19 protein-coding genes are annotated in these 16,877 nt (G+C 44.4%); all 19 read right to left on the minus strand.

The genetic code is table 11. From position 1 onward, the window contains the following. Positions 1-95: 95 nt before the first annotated feature. Positions 96-1,112 carry a zinc-binding alcohol dehydrogenase family protein gene (locus tag ACJROX_RS25005; RefSeq protein ID WP_408007923.1) on the minus strand — a complete coding sequence of 339 codons (1,017 nt, stop codon included), beginning with the start codon at positions 1,110-1,112 and terminating at the stop codon, positions 96-98. Between the two features lie 20 nt (positions 1,113-1,132). Beyond that, the gene (locus ACJROX_RS25010; RefSeq protein WP_408007924.1) at positions 1,133-2,407 is read right to left on the minus strand and encodes a TRAP transporter large permease; all 1,275 of its coding nucleotides are present in this window, start codon (positions 2,405-2,407) and stop codon (positions 1,133-1,135) included. Beyond that, positions 2,404-2,883, minus strand: a complete 480-nt coding sequence (locus ACJROX_RS25015) for a TRAP transporter small permease (RefSeq protein ID WP_408007925.1) — start codon at positions 2,881-2,883, stop codon at positions 2,404-2,406. The genes ACJROX_RS25010 and ACJROX_RS25015 overlap by 4 nt, the downstream gene beginning before the upstream one ends. A 332-nt stretch (positions 2,884-3,215) precedes the next feature. Continuing rightward, positions 3,216-4,211 carry a TRAP transporter substrate-binding protein gene (locus ACJROX_RS25020; RefSeq protein ID WP_408007926.1) on the minus strand — a complete coding sequence of 332 codons (996 nt, stop codon included), beginning with the start codon at positions 4,209-4,211 and terminating at the stop codon, positions 3,216-3,218. Between the two features lie 26 nt (positions 4,212-4,237). After that, positions 4,238-5,248, minus strand: a complete 1,011-nt coding sequence (gene allD / locus ACJROX_RS25025) for an ureidoglycolate dehydrogenase (RefSeq protein ID WP_408007927.1) — start codon at positions 5,246-5,248, stop codon at positions 4,238-4,240. A 13-nt stretch (positions 5,249-5,261) separates the two neighbouring features. Next, a complete protein-coding gene (gene hxlB, locus ACJROX_RS25030) occupies positions 5,262-5,813 on the minus strand; it encodes a 6-phospho-3-hexuloisomerase (protein ID WP_408007928.1) in 552 nt (183 codons plus the stop codon). Next, a complete protein-coding gene (hxlA, locus tag ACJROX_RS25035) occupies positions 5,785-6,429 on the minus strand; it encodes a 3-hexulose-6-phosphate synthase (RefSeq protein ID WP_408007929.1) in 645 nt (214 codons plus the stop codon). The genes hxlB and hxlA overlap by 29 nt, the downstream gene beginning before the upstream one ends. A gap of 6 nt (positions 6,430-6,435) precedes the next feature. After that, entirely contained in the window at positions 6,436-7,386 is a 951-nt protein-coding gene (locus ACJROX_RS25040) for a sugar kinase (RefSeq protein ID WP_408007930.1), read from the minus strand. Further along, complete coding sequence (locus tag ACJROX_RS25045) at positions 7,383-8,405, minus strand: LacI family DNA-binding transcriptional regulator (protein WP_408011768.1); 1,023 nt, start codon at positions 8,403-8,405, stop codon at positions 7,383-7,385. The genes ACJROX_RS25040 and ACJROX_RS25045 overlap by 4 nt, the downstream gene beginning before the upstream one ends. Before the next feature lie 183 nt (positions 8,406-8,588). Further along, positions 8,589-9,782, minus strand: a complete 1,194-nt coding sequence (locus ACJROX_RS25050; protein ID WP_408007931.1) for an iron-containing alcohol dehydrogenase — start codon at positions 9,780-9,782, stop codon at positions 8,589-8,591. Positions 9,783-9,807: 25 nt separating this feature from the next. Continuing rightward, positions 9,808-11,142: a YjiH family protein gene (locus ACJROX_RS25055; protein ID WP_408007932.1), complete on the minus strand. Its 1,335-nt coding sequence runs from the start codon at positions 11,140-11,142 to the stop codon at positions 9,808-9,810. Positions 11,143-11,368: 226 nt separating this feature from the next. Then, a complete protein-coding gene (locus ACJROX_RS25060) occupies positions 11,369-11,836 on the minus strand; it encodes a RidA family protein (protein WP_408007933.1) in 468 nt (155 codons plus the stop codon). A 30-nt stretch (positions 11,837-11,866) separates the two neighbouring features. After that, positions 11,867-12,082, minus strand: coding sequence for a hypothetical protein (locus tag ACJROX_RS25065; RefSeq protein WP_408007934.1), 216 nt, complete (start codon positions 12,080-12,082; stop codon positions 11,867-11,869). Positions 12,083-12,125: 43 nt separating this feature from the next. Then, positions 12,126-12,479 (minus strand): 2Fe-2S iron-sulfur cluster-binding protein, encoded by a 354-nt coding sequence (locus tag ACJROX_RS25070; protein ID WP_408007935.1) that lies wholly within the window; start codon positions 12,477-12,479, stop codon positions 12,126-12,128. 212 nt (positions 12,480-12,691) lie between these two features. Further along, positions 12,692-13,372 carry a GntR family transcriptional regulator gene (locus ACJROX_RS25075; protein ID WP_408007936.1) on the minus strand — a complete coding sequence of 227 codons (681 nt, stop codon included), beginning with the start codon at positions 13,370-13,372 and terminating at the stop codon, positions 12,692-12,694. Positions 13,373-13,739: 367 nt separating this feature from the next. Continuing rightward, positions 13,740-14,270 carry a chromate transporter gene (locus ACJROX_RS25080; RefSeq protein WP_408007937.1) on the minus strand — a complete coding sequence of 177 codons (531 nt, stop codon included), beginning with the start codon at positions 14,268-14,270 and terminating at the stop codon, positions 13,740-13,742. Then, the gene (locus ACJROX_RS25085; RefSeq protein WP_408007938.1) at positions 14,267-14,869 is read right to left on the minus strand and encodes a chromate transporter; all 603 of its coding nucleotides are present in this window, start codon (positions 14,867-14,869) and stop codon (positions 14,267-14,269) included. Before ACJROX_RS25085 ends, ACJROX_RS25080 begins: the two co-directional genes overlap by 4 nt. 30 nt (positions 14,870-14,899) lie before the next feature. Continuing rightward, on the minus strand, positions 14,900-15,379 hold the full coding sequence (locus ACJROX_RS25090; RefSeq protein ID WP_408007939.1) for a GlcG/HbpS family heme-binding protein: 480 nt from the start codon (positions 15,377-15,379) through the stop codon (positions 14,900-14,902). A gap of 17 nt (positions 15,380-15,396) precedes the next feature. Then, positions 15,397-16,869 carry an aldehyde dehydrogenase family protein gene (locus tag ACJROX_RS25095; protein WP_408007940.1) on the minus strand — a complete coding sequence of 491 codons (1,473 nt, stop codon included), beginning with the start codon at positions 16,867-16,869 and terminating at the stop codon, positions 15,397-15,399. Positions 16,870-16,877: the final 8 nt, after the last annotated feature.

The raw sequence follows: 16,877 nt of genomic DNA on the forward strand, positions 1-16,877 counted from the left end.
AAGGTTGGCGTTTGATGCCAGGCACCATTTTGAATCCCTTCTCCTGCAAGGCTTCCTGAATGGTGCCTGGCACCGAAGCTCGGCACCGAAGCTTCCTAAAGCTGGATGACGACTTTTCGGACTGAGGATGGTGGGGATTCCATCAATTTGAATGCTTTTTGGGTATCTTCTATTGGGAATTCATGACTGACTAGATCTTTAACATCAAACTTCATAGTATTGAAGAGATCGACGACGATAGGGAAGCGATCCGTCTGTAAACGTGAACCGCAAATCGTCAATTCTTTTTTCGTGATGTCCACTTGTGAAATCTGTGACGGTGAGCTATGAAATCCAAGTAATACCACTCTTGCAGCTACAGAAGTTACATCGATCGCCTGTTCAACCGTTTGTGGAAGCCCGACGGCATCGATGACGACATTGGCTCCCATGCCTTCTGTCCATTCCATGATTTGCTCTTTAACATCGCCGTCACTTGGATTGACGGTGAAATCTGCTCCCCACTTTTCAGCAAAGGCCAATCTTTCTTCATTGAAATCAGAGATCGCTACCTTCGCCCCAGCTTCCTTTGCGACTTTCAAGCAGCATAAACCGATCGGTCCGGCCCCTATGATAAAGACCATATCGCCTTCTTTGACATCGCCACGGTAAACCGACTGTGCTCCTATCGTAAAAGGCTCAATCAGCGCGATTTCGGACCAATCCAGTCTGTCATCGACCTTATGGACAAGGTTCTCAGAGATGACCATGACTTCCCTACCGCCGCCTTCCCGATGGACACCGTAAACTTCCACATTTTCGCATACATTCGGTCTGCCTTGTCTGCAGGCATAACATGCCCCGCATGAGGTCATCGGTTCGACCACGACTTTATCGCCGACCGCAACTCTCGATACAGAATCACCAACCTCCATCACTTCTCCGGCTACTTCATGCCCGATAATACGAGGATAAGTGGCAAATGGATTTTCGCCATGTAGGATATGCATATCTGAACCACAAATACCCATTGCCCTCATCCGTATTTTCACCTGATTTGAATCTTCCAGTTTAGATTCTTCGACTTCTACTACACTGATATCTCCTGGTTCTGAAACCTGGATAGCTTTCATGATCTCTCCCCCTGTTTTTTCTAATCAAATAGACTTGGTAGATACATCGTTAATTGAGGAACGAAACTGACGAGCAATAGGACCACAAGGCTTACACCTAAAAAAGGTAACAAGGCGACGGATGCCCTTCCGATCGATACTTTTCCGATGCTGGATGCGACAAACAAGCAGACCCCGACTGGCGGTGTTGATAGACCGATCATCAAATTCAATACCATCATGACACCGAAATGGACTGGATCCATACCGACCTGGGCAGCAACCGGCATCAATACAGGGAATAAAATCACCAGCGCAGCAATCGTCTCCATGAACGTGCCTACGAACAGAAGCAGTAGGTTCAACAGTAAAATGACCACGATTGGATTTTCAGAGATTGATAGAATCGTATCCGCAACCAATTGAGGAATCTGTTCACTGACAAGCACCCACCCGAAAAGATTGGCGAATCCGACAAGGACCATGATCCCCGCCGTACTTACCATCGAATCAAGGAGGATTTTAGGCAGCTGATGGACCTTCAAATCCCTATAAATGAACATTCCGACAAGCAAAGCGTAAACAACAGCGACAATGGAAGCCTCCGTAGGTGTAAAATAACCACTCAGGATCCCGAAAAGAATGACCACCGTCATCATCAAGGCCCAGAATGCGCCCCAGAACGACTTTACGATCGTAGGCAGTTTTTGACGCTCTCCTTTTGGATATTTTCGTTTTACCGAAATGATATAAGTGACGATCATCAGCCCGATTCCTAATAGAATGCCAGGAATGGTCCCCGCCAAAAACAGATCTCCGATTGAAACGGTAGCTAAAGTACCGACGATGATCATCGGCAAGGAAGGCGGGATGATCGGCCCTATAGTCGAAGAGGATGACGTTACTGCAACCGAGAATGGAGCATCATATCCCTCTTTTTTCATTGCAGGAATAAGGACGGACCCTATACTAGCCGTATCCGCTAGTGCAGTTCCGGAAATTCCGGCAAATCCCATCGAAGAACCGACATTCGCTAGTCCAAGTCCGCCACGGATATGTCCGATAAGATTATTGGTAAAGGCGATGATCCTTTCGGTAATCCCTCCAGCATTCATCAAGTTACCTGCCAAAATGAAGCCTGGAATACATAACAAGACGAATGAATTGATGCCCTCGAACATCTTCTGAGGGATGATGTTAAGCGGGATATCGACCATCAGGATATAGATCAGCGATGAGATCCCCAGACTGAATGCGATGGGTACACCAAGGAATATAAGGATTAAAAAAGATATAAAAAGGATCAGTGCCATCATTGTTCTACACCCTCTTCGTTATTCTGAGTAATGACATGATAGATGTTCAAGAGACTGTACAAAGCTAAAAACGCAAATGTAATCGTCATGCTTGAATAAATGTAAAACATCTTGACTGTCAATGTTGCAGATGATTGGTTCTGCCCGATCAATGAAAATTGATACGCATAATTGATCAGTGATGCCGAAAAGATTCCTAGCACCAGATAGATCAAGGCGTCATAATACTTCCTGATTTTTTCCGGTAAAATGCTTATTAGCAGGTCGACCCTCACGTACTCGCGTTTTTCCATTGCGACTGGTGCTGCAAATGCAATCGAATAGATAAATAGAAAACGAGAGAGCTCTTCTGTCCAGACGAAAGTTACTGGGGTATACCTCCCAATCACTTGCATCAACACAACCACGATAAGGGCAGAAAATGAAAGTATAGTCAATAGTTTCAGGATTCGACTCATAATCTTAACGCCTAGCATACAGCTCTCTCCTTTTCTAATTATTGAATATGGCTGGCTCATTGCCTCACGTCCAGCCCCTGCTTCTTATTTTTGGCTGTTTTCATATAGAATGTTGTTTTTTACAAATTGGAAATATACTCGCTATCCGCGGACAATCTGCAAGCCTCCTCAGCTCGTTCCTCGCTTGCGGGGTCTCGCTTAGCTTGCTTTCCCGCAGGAGTCTCGCATATTTCCACTGCTATAGGTTTTCAATCCTCTTCTATCAGCATTCAATTAGCAACAAACTTTTAGAAAACAGCCTATTTATTAAAAAACAGGGACAAGACACAGATGAGCCAACCTTATGATGATCATTCAGCCGATTCTAAGATTTTTTCGTATAGTTCGAGCTGTTCTTCAGACAAACTCTTTTCGACGGCAGGTTTCATTGCATCAGCAAACGCTTCCTTGTCTACTTCTACAAATTCCATGCCTTCGTCTTGCAATGCTTTTTCATATTCAGTAGTTTCTTTTTCAAACAATTCCTGTCCGTAAGCTTGAGCTTCCTCAGCCGCTTCTTTCACCGCATTTTGTGTCTCTTCATCCAATGCTTCAAACTGTTTGTTTCCTACTACGACATAGATCCAAGAATAAACGTGCTCCGTTTTGTTCACGTATTTTTGAACTTCATTAAATCCTGCACTATGGATCAGATCGACCGGGTTTTCTTGTCCATCGATTACATTTTGCTGTAAAGCTGTAAACACTTCACTGAAGTCCATCACTTGAGGTCGTGCACCTGCTTCTTTCCATGCATCCATGAATAATGGAACGTTCGGTACACGCATTTTGAATCCATTCAGATCCTCAGGTGTTTCGATTGGCTTGTTAGACGTCAAGTTTCGAGGTGCACGCATGTGATAATAAAGCGGTGTAACGCCCACTTTCTCTGTGATTGCACTTTCAATCTCGCCACCAATCTCACCTTCAACCACTTTTTTCATATGATCTTGACCTTGGAATGCATACGGTACTGCCATCAGTGCGGCTTCTGGAGCCCAGTTCTGCATCGTTTCACCAGAAATCGTCATATCGACTGTCCCAGCTTCAATACTGTTCAAAACTTCAGTTTCCCCGCCTAATTGTTCATTAGGGAAGATTTTGATTTCCAATTTACCGTCTGTCTTTTCAGCAACCAGCTCAGCGAATTTTTCGGCCGTTTTATGCCAAACGTGATCTTCATTACCGAGATGCGCTAATTTCCAAGTCGTCGTATCTCCTGAACCCCCGGACTCATTCGCTCCGCTGCAGGCAGCCAAAGCGAAAACCATCATTGAAGCTAACATTAAACTAAACCACTTTTTCATTTTGTAAATCCCCCTGACATTATTTTTTAGGATTTTAAATAATCGTAAATACTGCGAGATAGCGGTATACCCTCGGTAGACCTCAGTTCTTCTTTCAATTGTTCTGGCTCACCTGGAACCAGGACAGATGAGAAACCCTCAGCATGCTGTACTTCGTGGAGCTCATTGATCATTTGATCGATATTGGATAAGAATTGGTCCTTTCCTATGAAAAGCCCCGGATCAATCGTGATGATGACATGTGCGAGATGACGGTTTTTCCCATAGTCCCCATACATCGTGGTGATGCTCGGACCGAAAGCGGAACCTGTCAAAACCCCTGTCATCACATCTACTGTCAATGCGAGGCCATACCCTTTCGGACCTCCTACCGGAAGTAAGTGTTTGACGAGATTCGGGTCAGTGACCGGATTCCCATTGCCATCGACTCCCCAGTTATCTGGAATCGATGTTCCTTGTTCCCTGGCATGGAGGATCTTTCCTAATGCGACATTGCTCGTCGCCATATCGAGAATAATCGGTTTTTGTTCTTTTGCAGGAAAACCGTAGGCGATCGGATTCGTTCCGAAATAGGGTTCCGAACCGCCGAACGGGACGACCGCGCTGTCTGTATGTGTCATGATCATGCTGATCGTCTCTTCTGCTGCCGCTTGCTCGGCAAAATAAGATAAAGCGCCGCAATGGCTGCTGTTCACGATACCAACGATTCCGATCCCGTTTTCCTTTGATAGTTTTATAGCATGATCCATCGCTTCCTTCGCGATGACATGGCCCATTCCGTTGTCGCCATCGAAAAGCGCTGCTGACCTGCCTTTTTGTTCAACGGCGAACTTGGGATTCGGGTTCATGCCGCCTTCCTTCAAGCGTTTTACATAGTGTTCAGTCCGTAATACACCATGTGAGTGGACACCTCTAAGATCTGCGTGGACCAGGACGTCCGCTACTACTCTTGCATGGTCCTCACTGACATCAGCTTCCGTTAACTTTTGAACGACTAGAGTTTTCAATTCTTCCTTTTTTACAATGACTTCAGACATAAGAACATTCCTCTCACTCAAGGTTGGCATGTTGTTGTTTCATCACTTCATTCAGGTTTTCTGTTTCCTTGGTCAGTGCAATGACGATTGCATCAAGCAACAAATGTACACTTTGATCAAACTGATTCCCCATTGGTTGAATGGTGGAAAAGGCTCTAGAATGATCATGTTTAGTTGCCGCTTTTATGATGATATTTCGATCTGCGAATCTTCCAATCTCTGAATCTTGGTTGGTTGAAACCAGTAAAACCAAAGCGCCGGTGCTTTTTGCTTGTTCGGCAACCATTTTCACAGATTTCGTATTCCCTGATCCGCTGATCGAGACAAGCACGTCCCCTTCCTTGATGCTCGGTGTGATCGTTTCACCTGTTACGAAGACAGTGTAGCCAGCATGCATCAGCCGCATCGCAAAAGCCTTTCCCATCAAACCGGAACGGCCTTCACCGCTTACGAAAATACGATCAGCTTTACGCAATTCCTCTATAAAAGGCTTGATCTGTTCATCATCCAACCCCTCTGCGACTTGTTGCAACTCATTAAGAATTTGAAGGTGTATTTCTTTCAATAGATTGGATCACCTCCTTAATGGTCTTGGCTGCACTCGATGGACTTTCTGCAGCCGTAATGTAGCTTCCAAAGATATAAACAGCAGGATTCAGTTGATGGAATTTTTCAATTCGATCAGGATCGATCCCCCCGGCGACAAAAACATCGAAATCGTTCGATAGATCCATAAAAGGTTCAAGTGAATCCACGGTGCTAGCCTGCTGCATGTCTTTTCCGATATGGACGGAGACCAGTTCGACCCCTAAAGCTTTCAACTCTTGCAATCGTTTTCTAGAATTGACTCCAAGCAGATCGACCAATACTTTTTTTCCAAGTTCTCTTGCAACTTCCAGCGAGTCTACTATCGTCTGATCCGCTGAAAAGCCCATCACCGTCGTGATATCTGCACCTGATTCCAAAGCTTGTCTCGTTTCGTGTTTTCCAGCATCACACGTTTTCATGTCTGCTACGATGATCTTATCGGGGTTGCGCTCCTTCATTTCACAGACAAAGTCCATTCCGTATTCCTTGATCACACCCGTTCCGATTTCTACATAATCGACATAGGGTGATGCTTGGTCAGCGATTTGTCGGCATTCACTCTTCGTCAATCGATCGAGTGCAAGTTGTATCATGGACCCTCACCTTTCAATGAGTTTCTCCCCTTCTAATTTCATCAGGACATCTTCCAAATATGGCAAGCCTTCGTTATCCCCCTTCACACTGACCACCATTGAACCGATGATGTTTGCAAACTTCAGTATCTTCGGCAGTTCCCAGTCATTCAGGAGACCATAAAGCACACCTGCGTCAAATCCATCCCCTGCCCCTACCGTATCCACTACTTTTGGGACGATTTGGGGAGGTTCTTCAATAAAACCTTTTTGCGTCCAAACAGCCGACCCTTTATCACCAAGCTTAAGAAACAGGTGTGAAATGCTGTATTGTTTGGCGTGTTCGATTATTTCTGGAATTTGATCTGTTCCGAAGAGGATTTCCGCTTCGTCTATTCCTGTCAAAAGATAATCGACATCCGGCAACCATTGAAGCAATGTTTTGCGGGCTTCTTCTTTGCTCCAAAGCTTCAGTCTGATGTTTGGATCCATCGAAATTTTCAAATCATACTTTTTCGCCAAATCGACGGCACGATCGATTATAGCCCTGTTCTGTTCATGTACTGCAGGAAAAACCCCTGTAATATGAAGAAGTTTCGCTTTTTTAAAATAAGATTCATCTAGTGATTCCGGTTTCAAAGTAAGGGTCGGCGATTGTTGCCGATAATAGAATGTTTTACCTGAACCATCTTCGAGAATTTCCTTGAAGTTCAATGATGTCGGATATCCTTCCATCAAGTGGACTTCAGAAACATCAATCCCTTCACCTCTCGTGAAATTGTAAATGTATCGGCCGAATTCATCGTTCCCCAATCGGCTGATCCAACCGGTCTTCAAGCCAAGCCTTGCACACCCGATTGCGACGTTAAGCTCCGCTCCTCCGACTTTGCGTTTATACGTATCTACAAATCGGAGTGGACCAGTTGTCGCTGGGTCCATCGTTATCATCGCATCCCCGATTGTAATCACATCATTCATTTTGTATCCCCCTCCTTCTCAGCTGATTTCCTGACGATTAATAATGGCGTATACCGGAATACATCTGGTTCTGTTTCATCGGTTTTCTTTATTTTTTTGAGTAATAGATTGACTGCCTTCGTCCCCATTTCAAATGTCGGTTGCGCAACTGTTGTCAATGGTGGGGAGTGGATCGTTGAGAATGAAACTTCATCGATCGTAACCAAGCCGACATCCCTTCCAATTTTAATCTCTTTTTCAGTCACATAGCTCAAGAACTCCATCAAGGTCAAATCGTTTCCGGTTATGATCGCTTGCGGCGGTTCCTCTAATGAAAACAGTTCCTCAATCCCCTGTTTCAATTCTTGAATTTCCATTGCTTGGATGTATTCTTTCCGATTAGGTAATCCATGGGACTCGAGTGCTTTCCTGTAGCCTTTGATCCGTTCGATACGCGGTGTGATATTCTCGATTATTGACGCTGTAATGATTGCGATACGTTCGTATCCGTTTTGAACGAGATGATCTACAGCCATCCGGGAAGCCTTTTCATTGTCGAGCATTACTGTATCCACCGTTATGCCTTCAACGAGGCGGTCCATGAATACGATCGGAAATTTCGCATCGATCAGACGCTGGTAAATTTCCATATTCCCACTCGTCGGAAATACGATCAAACCGTCCACTTGCTTAGCGAGTAACGTCTCGATGTACTTCTTTTCTTTCTGCGGATCATCATCTGCGTTACACACAATTGTGGAGACATCCTCATCACTGCAGACATCTTCTATCGACCGGATCACTTGTGTAGAAAAAGTGTGAAGGATGTTTGCCACAATGACTCCGATCGTGGACGTATTCTTCTTCTTCAAACTCCTTGCAACTACATTCGGTTGATAATTCAGTTCTGAAATCGCTTTCTTTATTCTCGAACGTGTATCCTCACCCATGTAGTCAAAACGCTCATTAAGATACTGGGAGACAGTACTTTTGGAAACACCCGCTCGTTTGGCGACATCGCCTATCGTAACCTTATTGATTGGCATAATAATCTTCATTCCCTAAATGATTCATTGTTTTTGATAACTAAACCGGTTTAGTAAATCGGTTTAGTGGAAGTATAAAACAAATGAAAGCGCTTTTCAATAGAAATTTCAGAATTTTTTTAGTTAAAACAAAAAACACCCTCGAATCAATCAACGAGAGTGTTTCTTTATGATTTTCTACTTTACCTTTGCTTCAGTTTTAAACTGGTAATCAAAACATATTTGGTAGAGTTCTTCTAGTTCATTTTGGGTTGGGACTCGAGGATTGTTGACTGGGCTGCCGCTGTCGATCGCATCAGTTGCCATTTTTTGAATCACTTGATCAAAGGCTCCTTTATCAATCCCCCAGTTCCTAAGGTTCGGGATATTCAGCTGCGAGCAAAGCTCCTTCACAGATTCGACTGCAATGTCAGCAGCTTCTTCATTTGATAGCAATTGGCCAGGCTTGAAGATCCGGCCTAACTCCGCCAACCTATCAGTACACATCTCCTTGCTGAATTCCAGAGCTGCAGGCAGCAACATTGCATTTGAATAGCCGTGCGGAACATGGAAGAGCGCTCCGATCGGTCTAGACATTCCATGTACAAGACAGACAGAAGCATTGGTAAAAGCGATCCCTGCTTGCAGGGCACCGAGAGACATCGCTTCCCTGGCGTCGATGTTGCCCCCATCCTTGTAAGCGGTCATAAGATTTTCGACGATCAGTTTCATGGCTGATAACGCGAATGTATCGGTCATTGGATGAGAAAGCTTGGAAAGATACGCCTCGATGGCATGGCTGAGCGCATCGACACCAGTAGCTGCCGTAATAGATTGCGGAGAAGATACCGTCAACAATGGGTCGACGATCGCTACCTCTGGCATGAACGCAGGCTGTTTGATCATCATTTTGATATCGTCTCTCGTATTCGTAATCACCGTCACATCGGTTGCTTCCGAACCTGTCCCGCCAGTCGTCGGGATCGCGATATGCGGTAGCGGTTTGTTCTTCACTTTTTCACACCCGGGTCTATAATCGCCTATGTAACCTTCATTTTTCGCCAGGACAGCAATCGCTTTCGCCGTGTCGATACAGCTTCCTCCGCCGATAGAGACGACAAGATCACATTGCTCAATTTTTAAAAGTTCTAATCCCTTGCTTACATACCGATCTGTCGGCTCAGATTCAATACCTTGGTAAACCCTGCTTTCGACTCCTTCAATTTTCAAGTGATCCTGACAAAGCGAGACATAGCCAAGTCCATCCATCACCTTATCGCTGACGATGAGTGCCTTCTTCCCTCTTGCCACAGCTTCCAATCCAACATTATCAAGAGCTCCACGCCCATAATAAATCTCATGAGGGGTACGGAGTATTGCAAACTTCTCCACTTGATCCTCTCCTTTTTATATTTTATCAAAGTACCAAATAAGCGATCGGTGTCACGATGATGAGTGTCAAAATTGTACGCTCAATCCAAATGAGGAGCATTTTCCATATGCTGATCGGAATTTCAGTCGAAAGAATACAAGGTATCAATGCTGAGAAAAACATGATGGCAGATACGGATAAAACCCCGATGACAAAGCGAGTGATCAAAGGTGCGTCAACGACCAGCAATGCTGGCAAGAACATCTCGGCAATTTCGATGGCTGCTGCTTTTGCAGCAAGCAATGGCTCTGGGATTTGCAATAAAGCTGTAAATGGATAAAAAATATAGCCTAGAATATCGAAAAACGGAGTGAATTCAGCAAGTATGAGACTGAGTAATCCAACCGACATGATCGAAGGCAGAATCGCCATCGTCATGATGAATCCGTCCTTCAGATTATCCCAGGCATTTTTCCCAAAAGTAGGCGCACCCTTTGCTGCATCCATTGCCTGGTTCCACGCACCTTGCACCCTGTTCCCGGTAGGTTTCGTTTCCGGCGTACCTTCTCTTCCTTGAAAATAGTCATCACTCATACTTTTTAATGGGTAGATGCGGACGGTAATCGCCGTAACCAGAAACGTCACAAGCAAGGTAACCCAGAAGTATGTGTTCCAGATCTCCATCAATCCAAGGGTATTCGCCACGACAATCATGAACGTCGCCGAAACGGTCGAGAATCCAGTTGCGATGATTGCCGCTTCCTTTATGGTGTACTTCCCTTCTTTAAAAACACGGTTCGTGATCAGCAGGCCGATCGAATAGCTTCCGACGAATGAAGCAACAGCATCAATCGCTGAACGTCCTGGCGTCTTCCAGATAGGACGCATGATTGGTTGAACCATTACACCGATGAACTCAAGCAATCCATAACCGACAAGCAATGCTAAAAATACTGCCCCGATAGGGACAAGCAGTCCGACGGGAATGACAAGCTTTTCAAAAAGGAACGGTCCCATGTTCGGCGCCATTATCCACGCTGGTCCAATCTTGAACATGATGAGTATCGAAGCGAAAAGACCGAGTACTTTGAGAACGGAAAAGACAAGCGTTACGATGTCCTTCCTCCACGTTTTTGAATAAAAAGGAAAAGCAGCCCCGAGCATGATGACGAGCAATGCATAATAAGGGATCATAGAAGGAAAAGTCGTTTGAAACCAAGTGACAAGATGATCGAGCGGTATTGAGGATTTCTCATTGATGGTAATCGGGATGAAAAACATGAAAATCCCGATTGCACTGAAAAAAATGAACTTCCCAACCGCCGTACCATGTGACTGAGTTGGTACATTTGGATTCAAGCCAGGATTAGATTGCGCCATCTGAAAACCTCCTCGTTTACACAATATTCAGTTAATTATATGTATTGATATCTTCCCTATCTCTTCTGAATCTCCTTCATTAATTTATAAATACATCAGGCTTGGAAACGTGGATCGGCGCATAAAATTATAATTTGGCGCATAAATCTAAAATCGGCTCATTTAAAAGTTCCCAATAGAAAACCTTCTAAGAAACTTTCACTTAGAAGGGTCTTTTAAGTATTTTTCACTTCAACGCTACCAGCAAATCGGTTTCAACAGCTGCATTTCCTGGCAGGGCGGAAACGCCAACTGCACATCTGGCATGCTTTCCATTTTCACCGAACACTTGCATCAAAAGTTCAGATGAGCCGTTGATCACGCCCGGCACCTCTGCAAACCCTTGTCCACAGTTGACGTATCCCGTTACTTTCACGATACGATCCACTAGACGAAAACATCCGACGACTTCCTTTATGATGGCGAGATGGTTCAATGTCGTAATTTTTGCTGCTTCATATCCCTCTTCAATGGAGAGATCCGTTCCTACCTGACCTTTGTATGGAAGCTCGCCATTCCATTTACAGGTCACTCCACTTATGAATAGAAACTGGCCGCTTCTAACTGATCCGAGATAATGTCCGGAAGGTTTTGGCGCCTCAGGTAATTCTAAACCAAGAGATTGAAGCTGTTCATCCACTTTTTCACAATTCATTTTCAGCTTCCCTTCTGTATCTTTTTTAAATCAAAAGGTCCCAGTCATGAAGCTTTTTTCATCTGGCTCTCCAAACTGTTCCCTGATTTTAAATTTACAAGTGTTATGTGTATAGTAGATTTTCAAGCTTGCGTTCCGATTGCATAATAAACATTTGGTTCCGTCTGGTGCTTTACAAATATGAGGAACATTCAACAGGTTGATCGCTTTTTTGAAGTGATGTTTGCAGAGCCACATATTTTCCACCTCGTTACCTTCTATCAATTGAAACTGAAGCCAGTTTTACGTTTTATTTTTCAACTGCTACTTTCTCTTTCTTGATTTTATCCGGCTTTCTCTTTTTGACTGTTTTCGTTACTTCTTCATCCCACGACACTGTCACATCGCCATTTGTTACGAACGACTGGCATCCAAGCCGGTACCCTTTGTCCAACCATTCATCACCTAACTTCCGGCGTTCCTGGACTTTCACCTTATCAAGAAATTCAGCGCCTTCTTCTATTTTACAAACGCATGTCCCACAAATTCCGCCACCACATTTATTGGGGAGATCACCATCATATCTTAGAGACATCCTTAGAATATTCGAGTTTTCCGGAACTTCAATCACTTTACCGCTCGTCAAGTAATTAATATTCGGCATAGTTTAGTCCTCCCTGTTATGTTCTTGGTATACAATATACCATATTAAAAATATTCTGACAACTGAATTTTCGAAAAACTTCACTTTTTGTCTAGGAATGTGGGGAATTCATTTTGATAGAGTTAACGAATGGTATACCGAGGTGGTGTCCTTGAGGGATGAGTCGTATTAATGAAAATAAAAAAGCCGGGCCATTGATCGCCCGTGCCTTCTTATTGGCTTGTTTTCCGCTTTTCTTTTTGTTGTTCGAGGAAATTGATATAAGCTTTTTTAGAGTTTTCAATATGGATCTTAGTCTGGTATTCAGCCATTTCGACTTCTTTATCGCGAAGAGCCTTCATGATCTGAATGTGCTCTCTTAACGATTCCTTTCGTCGTCCAGGTGTTTCATATCCCATGTTTGCGGACATTTGGATATAATCCGTCAGACCTGAAAGAATTTCGTACAGCTTTGGACTTTTAGAAGCTTTATAAAGAAGAAGGTTCATATTGATATGCTCATTATCGAAGTCTTCGTGGTCATTTTTCTCGAGCTCTTCTAATTCTTTGATCTTCTTATCAAATTCTTTTTGGGTTGCTTCATCCATCTTTTGTGCAGCAAGTTTTGCAGCAAGCACCTCAAGTGAAGAAAGAATCGTAAATACTTCGATGACTTCCTCTTCAGAAATGTTGGAAACAATGACTCCCTTTCGAGGAACCGTTTTAACGAAGCCCTGGGATTCAAGGCGGAATAACGCTTCTCGGATCGGAGTCCGGCTTATGTTCAATTTCGTTGCCAGTTCGCGCTCGATCAGACGGTCTCCAGGCTTGAATTCGCCTTCTAAAATCAGATCCTTCAAATATCTGTATGCACGTTCACGAATGGATAACAGTTCATCTTCTGCCCATCTCATATTAAAAGTCACCTACTTAGCTTTTCCCTATAAATCGTTACCCCGGCTCGATAATGATTTATAGTAATATTTGACTGCGACGGTTACATCCTTTTTTCCCTATTTTAGCAGATTCTTTACTATAATTTCATTTTTCATTCATTTTATTTGCGAAATCTCATGATTTGATCGTGCAACTTTAAAGGGGAATCGAGCCTTTCAGAGTTAGTCGAGCAACTTTAGGAATTCATCGAGCAACTTTTAGGAGTCGTTGCGCAACTTAGTAAGATGGTACCACTTTAAATGCCCTGGTGGAACTTCTTATGTAAAATGGAAATAGAGATGACCCGTAAAACCATGAGCCATCTCCTTTAATGAGATTTTCCATTTAGGAAAGAAATATGCCACCGTAACCTAGTGCGCAAAGAATGATGAGTGCTGGATGGATCTTGATTTTGTACAACAAAAGCCAGCCAGCTGCCGTCAAAATCAACAAATGTACCATCCCGCTCGTTTCAAACGCAGTGATGAAAAACTGGTATGCCAAAACTCCGAGTAAAATTGCAATCACTGGCTGGACGGATCCAGTCAACAACTTCACATGTGGAGAATCTTTAAATAAATTCACAAACTTGAACAAGATGATGACTGCTATTGCAGATGGCAATATCGTAGCTGCAAGCGCAATCAACATACCTGGAATTCCGCCCACTTGGTAACCGATAAAGCCGCCCATTTTGGTCGCAATCGGGCCTGGCAGAACATTTGCGATCGCTAAAAGATCTCCGAATTCACGTATAGTCATCCATTCATAACGGTTCACGACCTCATTTTGAACCAGGGGTATTGTAGAAGGTCCTCCCCCATAACCGAGCAAATTGGAAATGAAGAATGCCCAGAAAATATCCCAATAGATCATACGCTCTCTTCCTTTCGCTCGACAGGGATTTCCTCAGAGTCAGAAGAAGCCTTCAGTCTATTCCTGTAGGTGGCAACAGTGAAAGCCCCCACCAAACAGGCCCCGATCATGACTCCAGGATGGACGTTCAATAATTGGAGGACGACAAGCGATATACCAGACAATGCGAGCATGATCGGAAACCCTAGACCTTTACGAGCTTTGTCCGCAAATTTATACGCCATTTCGAGCAGCATGATCCCGATGATCGGGGTAACGCCTGCCACCATCCCACTTACGAATGGGGAACTTCGATATTTGTATAAAATACCAAGCATGCCGATCATTCCGATCAGCGACGGTAAAATATGTGCAAGAATCGCAATCACTGCCCCTAAGCTTCCTTTGACCTTATAGCCGATATAGGCTGCCATTTTCGTAGCGATCGGCCCCGGAAGTGTATTCGCAAGGGCTAAAGTCTGCCCGAATTCATCTTCTGTCATCCATTTATATTTCTTCACTGTTTCATATTCGATCAGTGGAATCGTCGAAGGGCCGCCCCCATAACCAGTCACACCGGTCCTTGCGAAACCGATCGTAAGGTCCAAGAATGGTTTCAATTCAATCTCCTTCTTTCTTTAACACCGCGATTATTTCTTAATATCTGCTTCCGTCACAACTTCATGTCCTGCAGACTTCAGATGCTCCTGTAATGCTCTGAGTGCAGCCGTTCCGACAGCCGTATCCTGTTCACCATTCCCGCCGCTTACACCGATTCCGCCGATCACTTCTCCATCAACCACGATCGGAAACCCACCGACGAATACAGCGAATTTACCCGGTAGCATCTGTTGGATGCCAAATGCTTCATTTCCTGGCAGTACCGGCCCATTGGGTTCTTTATTGAATAGATGGGTGGATCGTTTATGCCCTGCTGCTGTGAAAGCTTTCGCAATCGCAATCTCTGGTCCCGTAATACGTGCGCCGTTCATTCGCTCGAGGGCAATCAAGTTCCCACCGTCATCGACGACGGCGATCGTTTCCAGGACGTTGATTTCTTCTGATTTATTCTTTGCTTCTTCTATGATCAACTTCGCTTCTTCCAATTCGAGTTTCAACATTGTTTTCATGGTCTGTTTCCTCCTAATTAATAGCCGACATACACGGTTTTGATCTGTGTGAAAAACTCCAGTCCTGCTCTTCCTGACTCCCTGAAAGTGGATGTACTTGATTTTTTCAGGCCGCCAAATGGCGCATTGATCAAGTTACCGGTCGTCGTACGATTCACTTTTACAGTTCCTGCTTTGATTTCCTTTGTGAATCGCTGGGCCGTTTTCAAGTTGTTTGTGACGATTGAGGCTGCAAGTCCGTATTTCACGTCATTTGCAACCGATATCGCTTCCTCATAATTTTCAACTTCAATGACGGAAATGACCGGTCCAAAGATTTCTTCCTGTGCGATCGTCATTTCAGGTGTCACATCTGTAAATATGGTCGGTTGTACGTAAAACCCTTTTGCAAGGTCACCGTCGGTCAGATGTTCACCACCATAAACAAGCTTTGCGCCTTCTTCTTTTCCGATTCCGATATATTTCAAGACATTTTTCAATTGTTTTTCACTCGCAAGCGGGCAAATCGTAACCCCTTGTTCAAACCCATTGCCGATTTTCAATGCCTCGGTTTTTTCAACCAGGGCGTCCAAGTACTTTTCTTTCACTTCCTTCATGACGATGACACGGCTTGTCCCTGTGCATGCTTGGCCAGTCAATGAATAGCCGCCATTTACCGTCAACTGTGCCGCCAGTTCAACATCTGCGTCATCCATGACAATGATCGGGTTTTTTCCGCCAAGTTCCATTTGCGTACGGGTTTCAAGCGAGACATTGCGGTGAATGTGTTCTCCAGCTCCCGTAGAGCCAGTGAACGTGACTGCTTTGACCTCTGGATGGGCCACTAGACTGTCCCCGATATCCTTTGAGCTTCCGGTTATAAAATTGAGGACTCCATCCGGTAAGCCTGCCTTGTGAAGAGCTTCGACAAGACGGTAAGCGATCAAAGGTGTCTCCGAAGACGGCTTAAACACCACCGTATTCCCTGTAATCAAAGCCGGGGCGATTTTCCGTGCTGGAATCGAAATCGGAAAGTTCCATGGTGTGATCACTGTCACGACGCCAAGTGGCTCCAATTCAGTCGAAACTTTCATATTCGGGTCATCTTGCGGGAACGTTTCACCCGTGAAGCTCTGCCCCTCAACCGCATAATAGCGCAATGTTTGGGCTGATCTGAGCACTTCTTTTCGGGATGCCCCGAGCGGTTTCCCTTCTTCCCAAGTCAGTTCATCAGCAAGCTTTTCAACTTGTTCTTCCAATAGGTCTGCCGCTTTATTTAAAATTGCCGCTTTTTTCGAGGGAGCAGTGTTTGCCCACTCTGGAAACGCGTCGGCTGCAGATTGGATCGCTTTATTTACATCTTCCTCTGTAGAGGCCTGGAATTCCCCTACTACCTCTTCTTTATTTGCAGGATTGGTACTTTGGAAGGTCTTCTCACTCGTTGCAGACGTCCATTCTCCAGCAATCAAGTTTTTATATCGTTCCGCTTTAGCTATCAGCACATTACTCATCCTTTCTA

This window comes from Pseudalkalibacillus sp. A8 (genome assembly GCF_045920555.1).
Taxonomy (GTDB): Bacteria; Bacillota; Bacilli; order Bacillales; family Fictibacillaceae; genus Pseudalkalibacillus.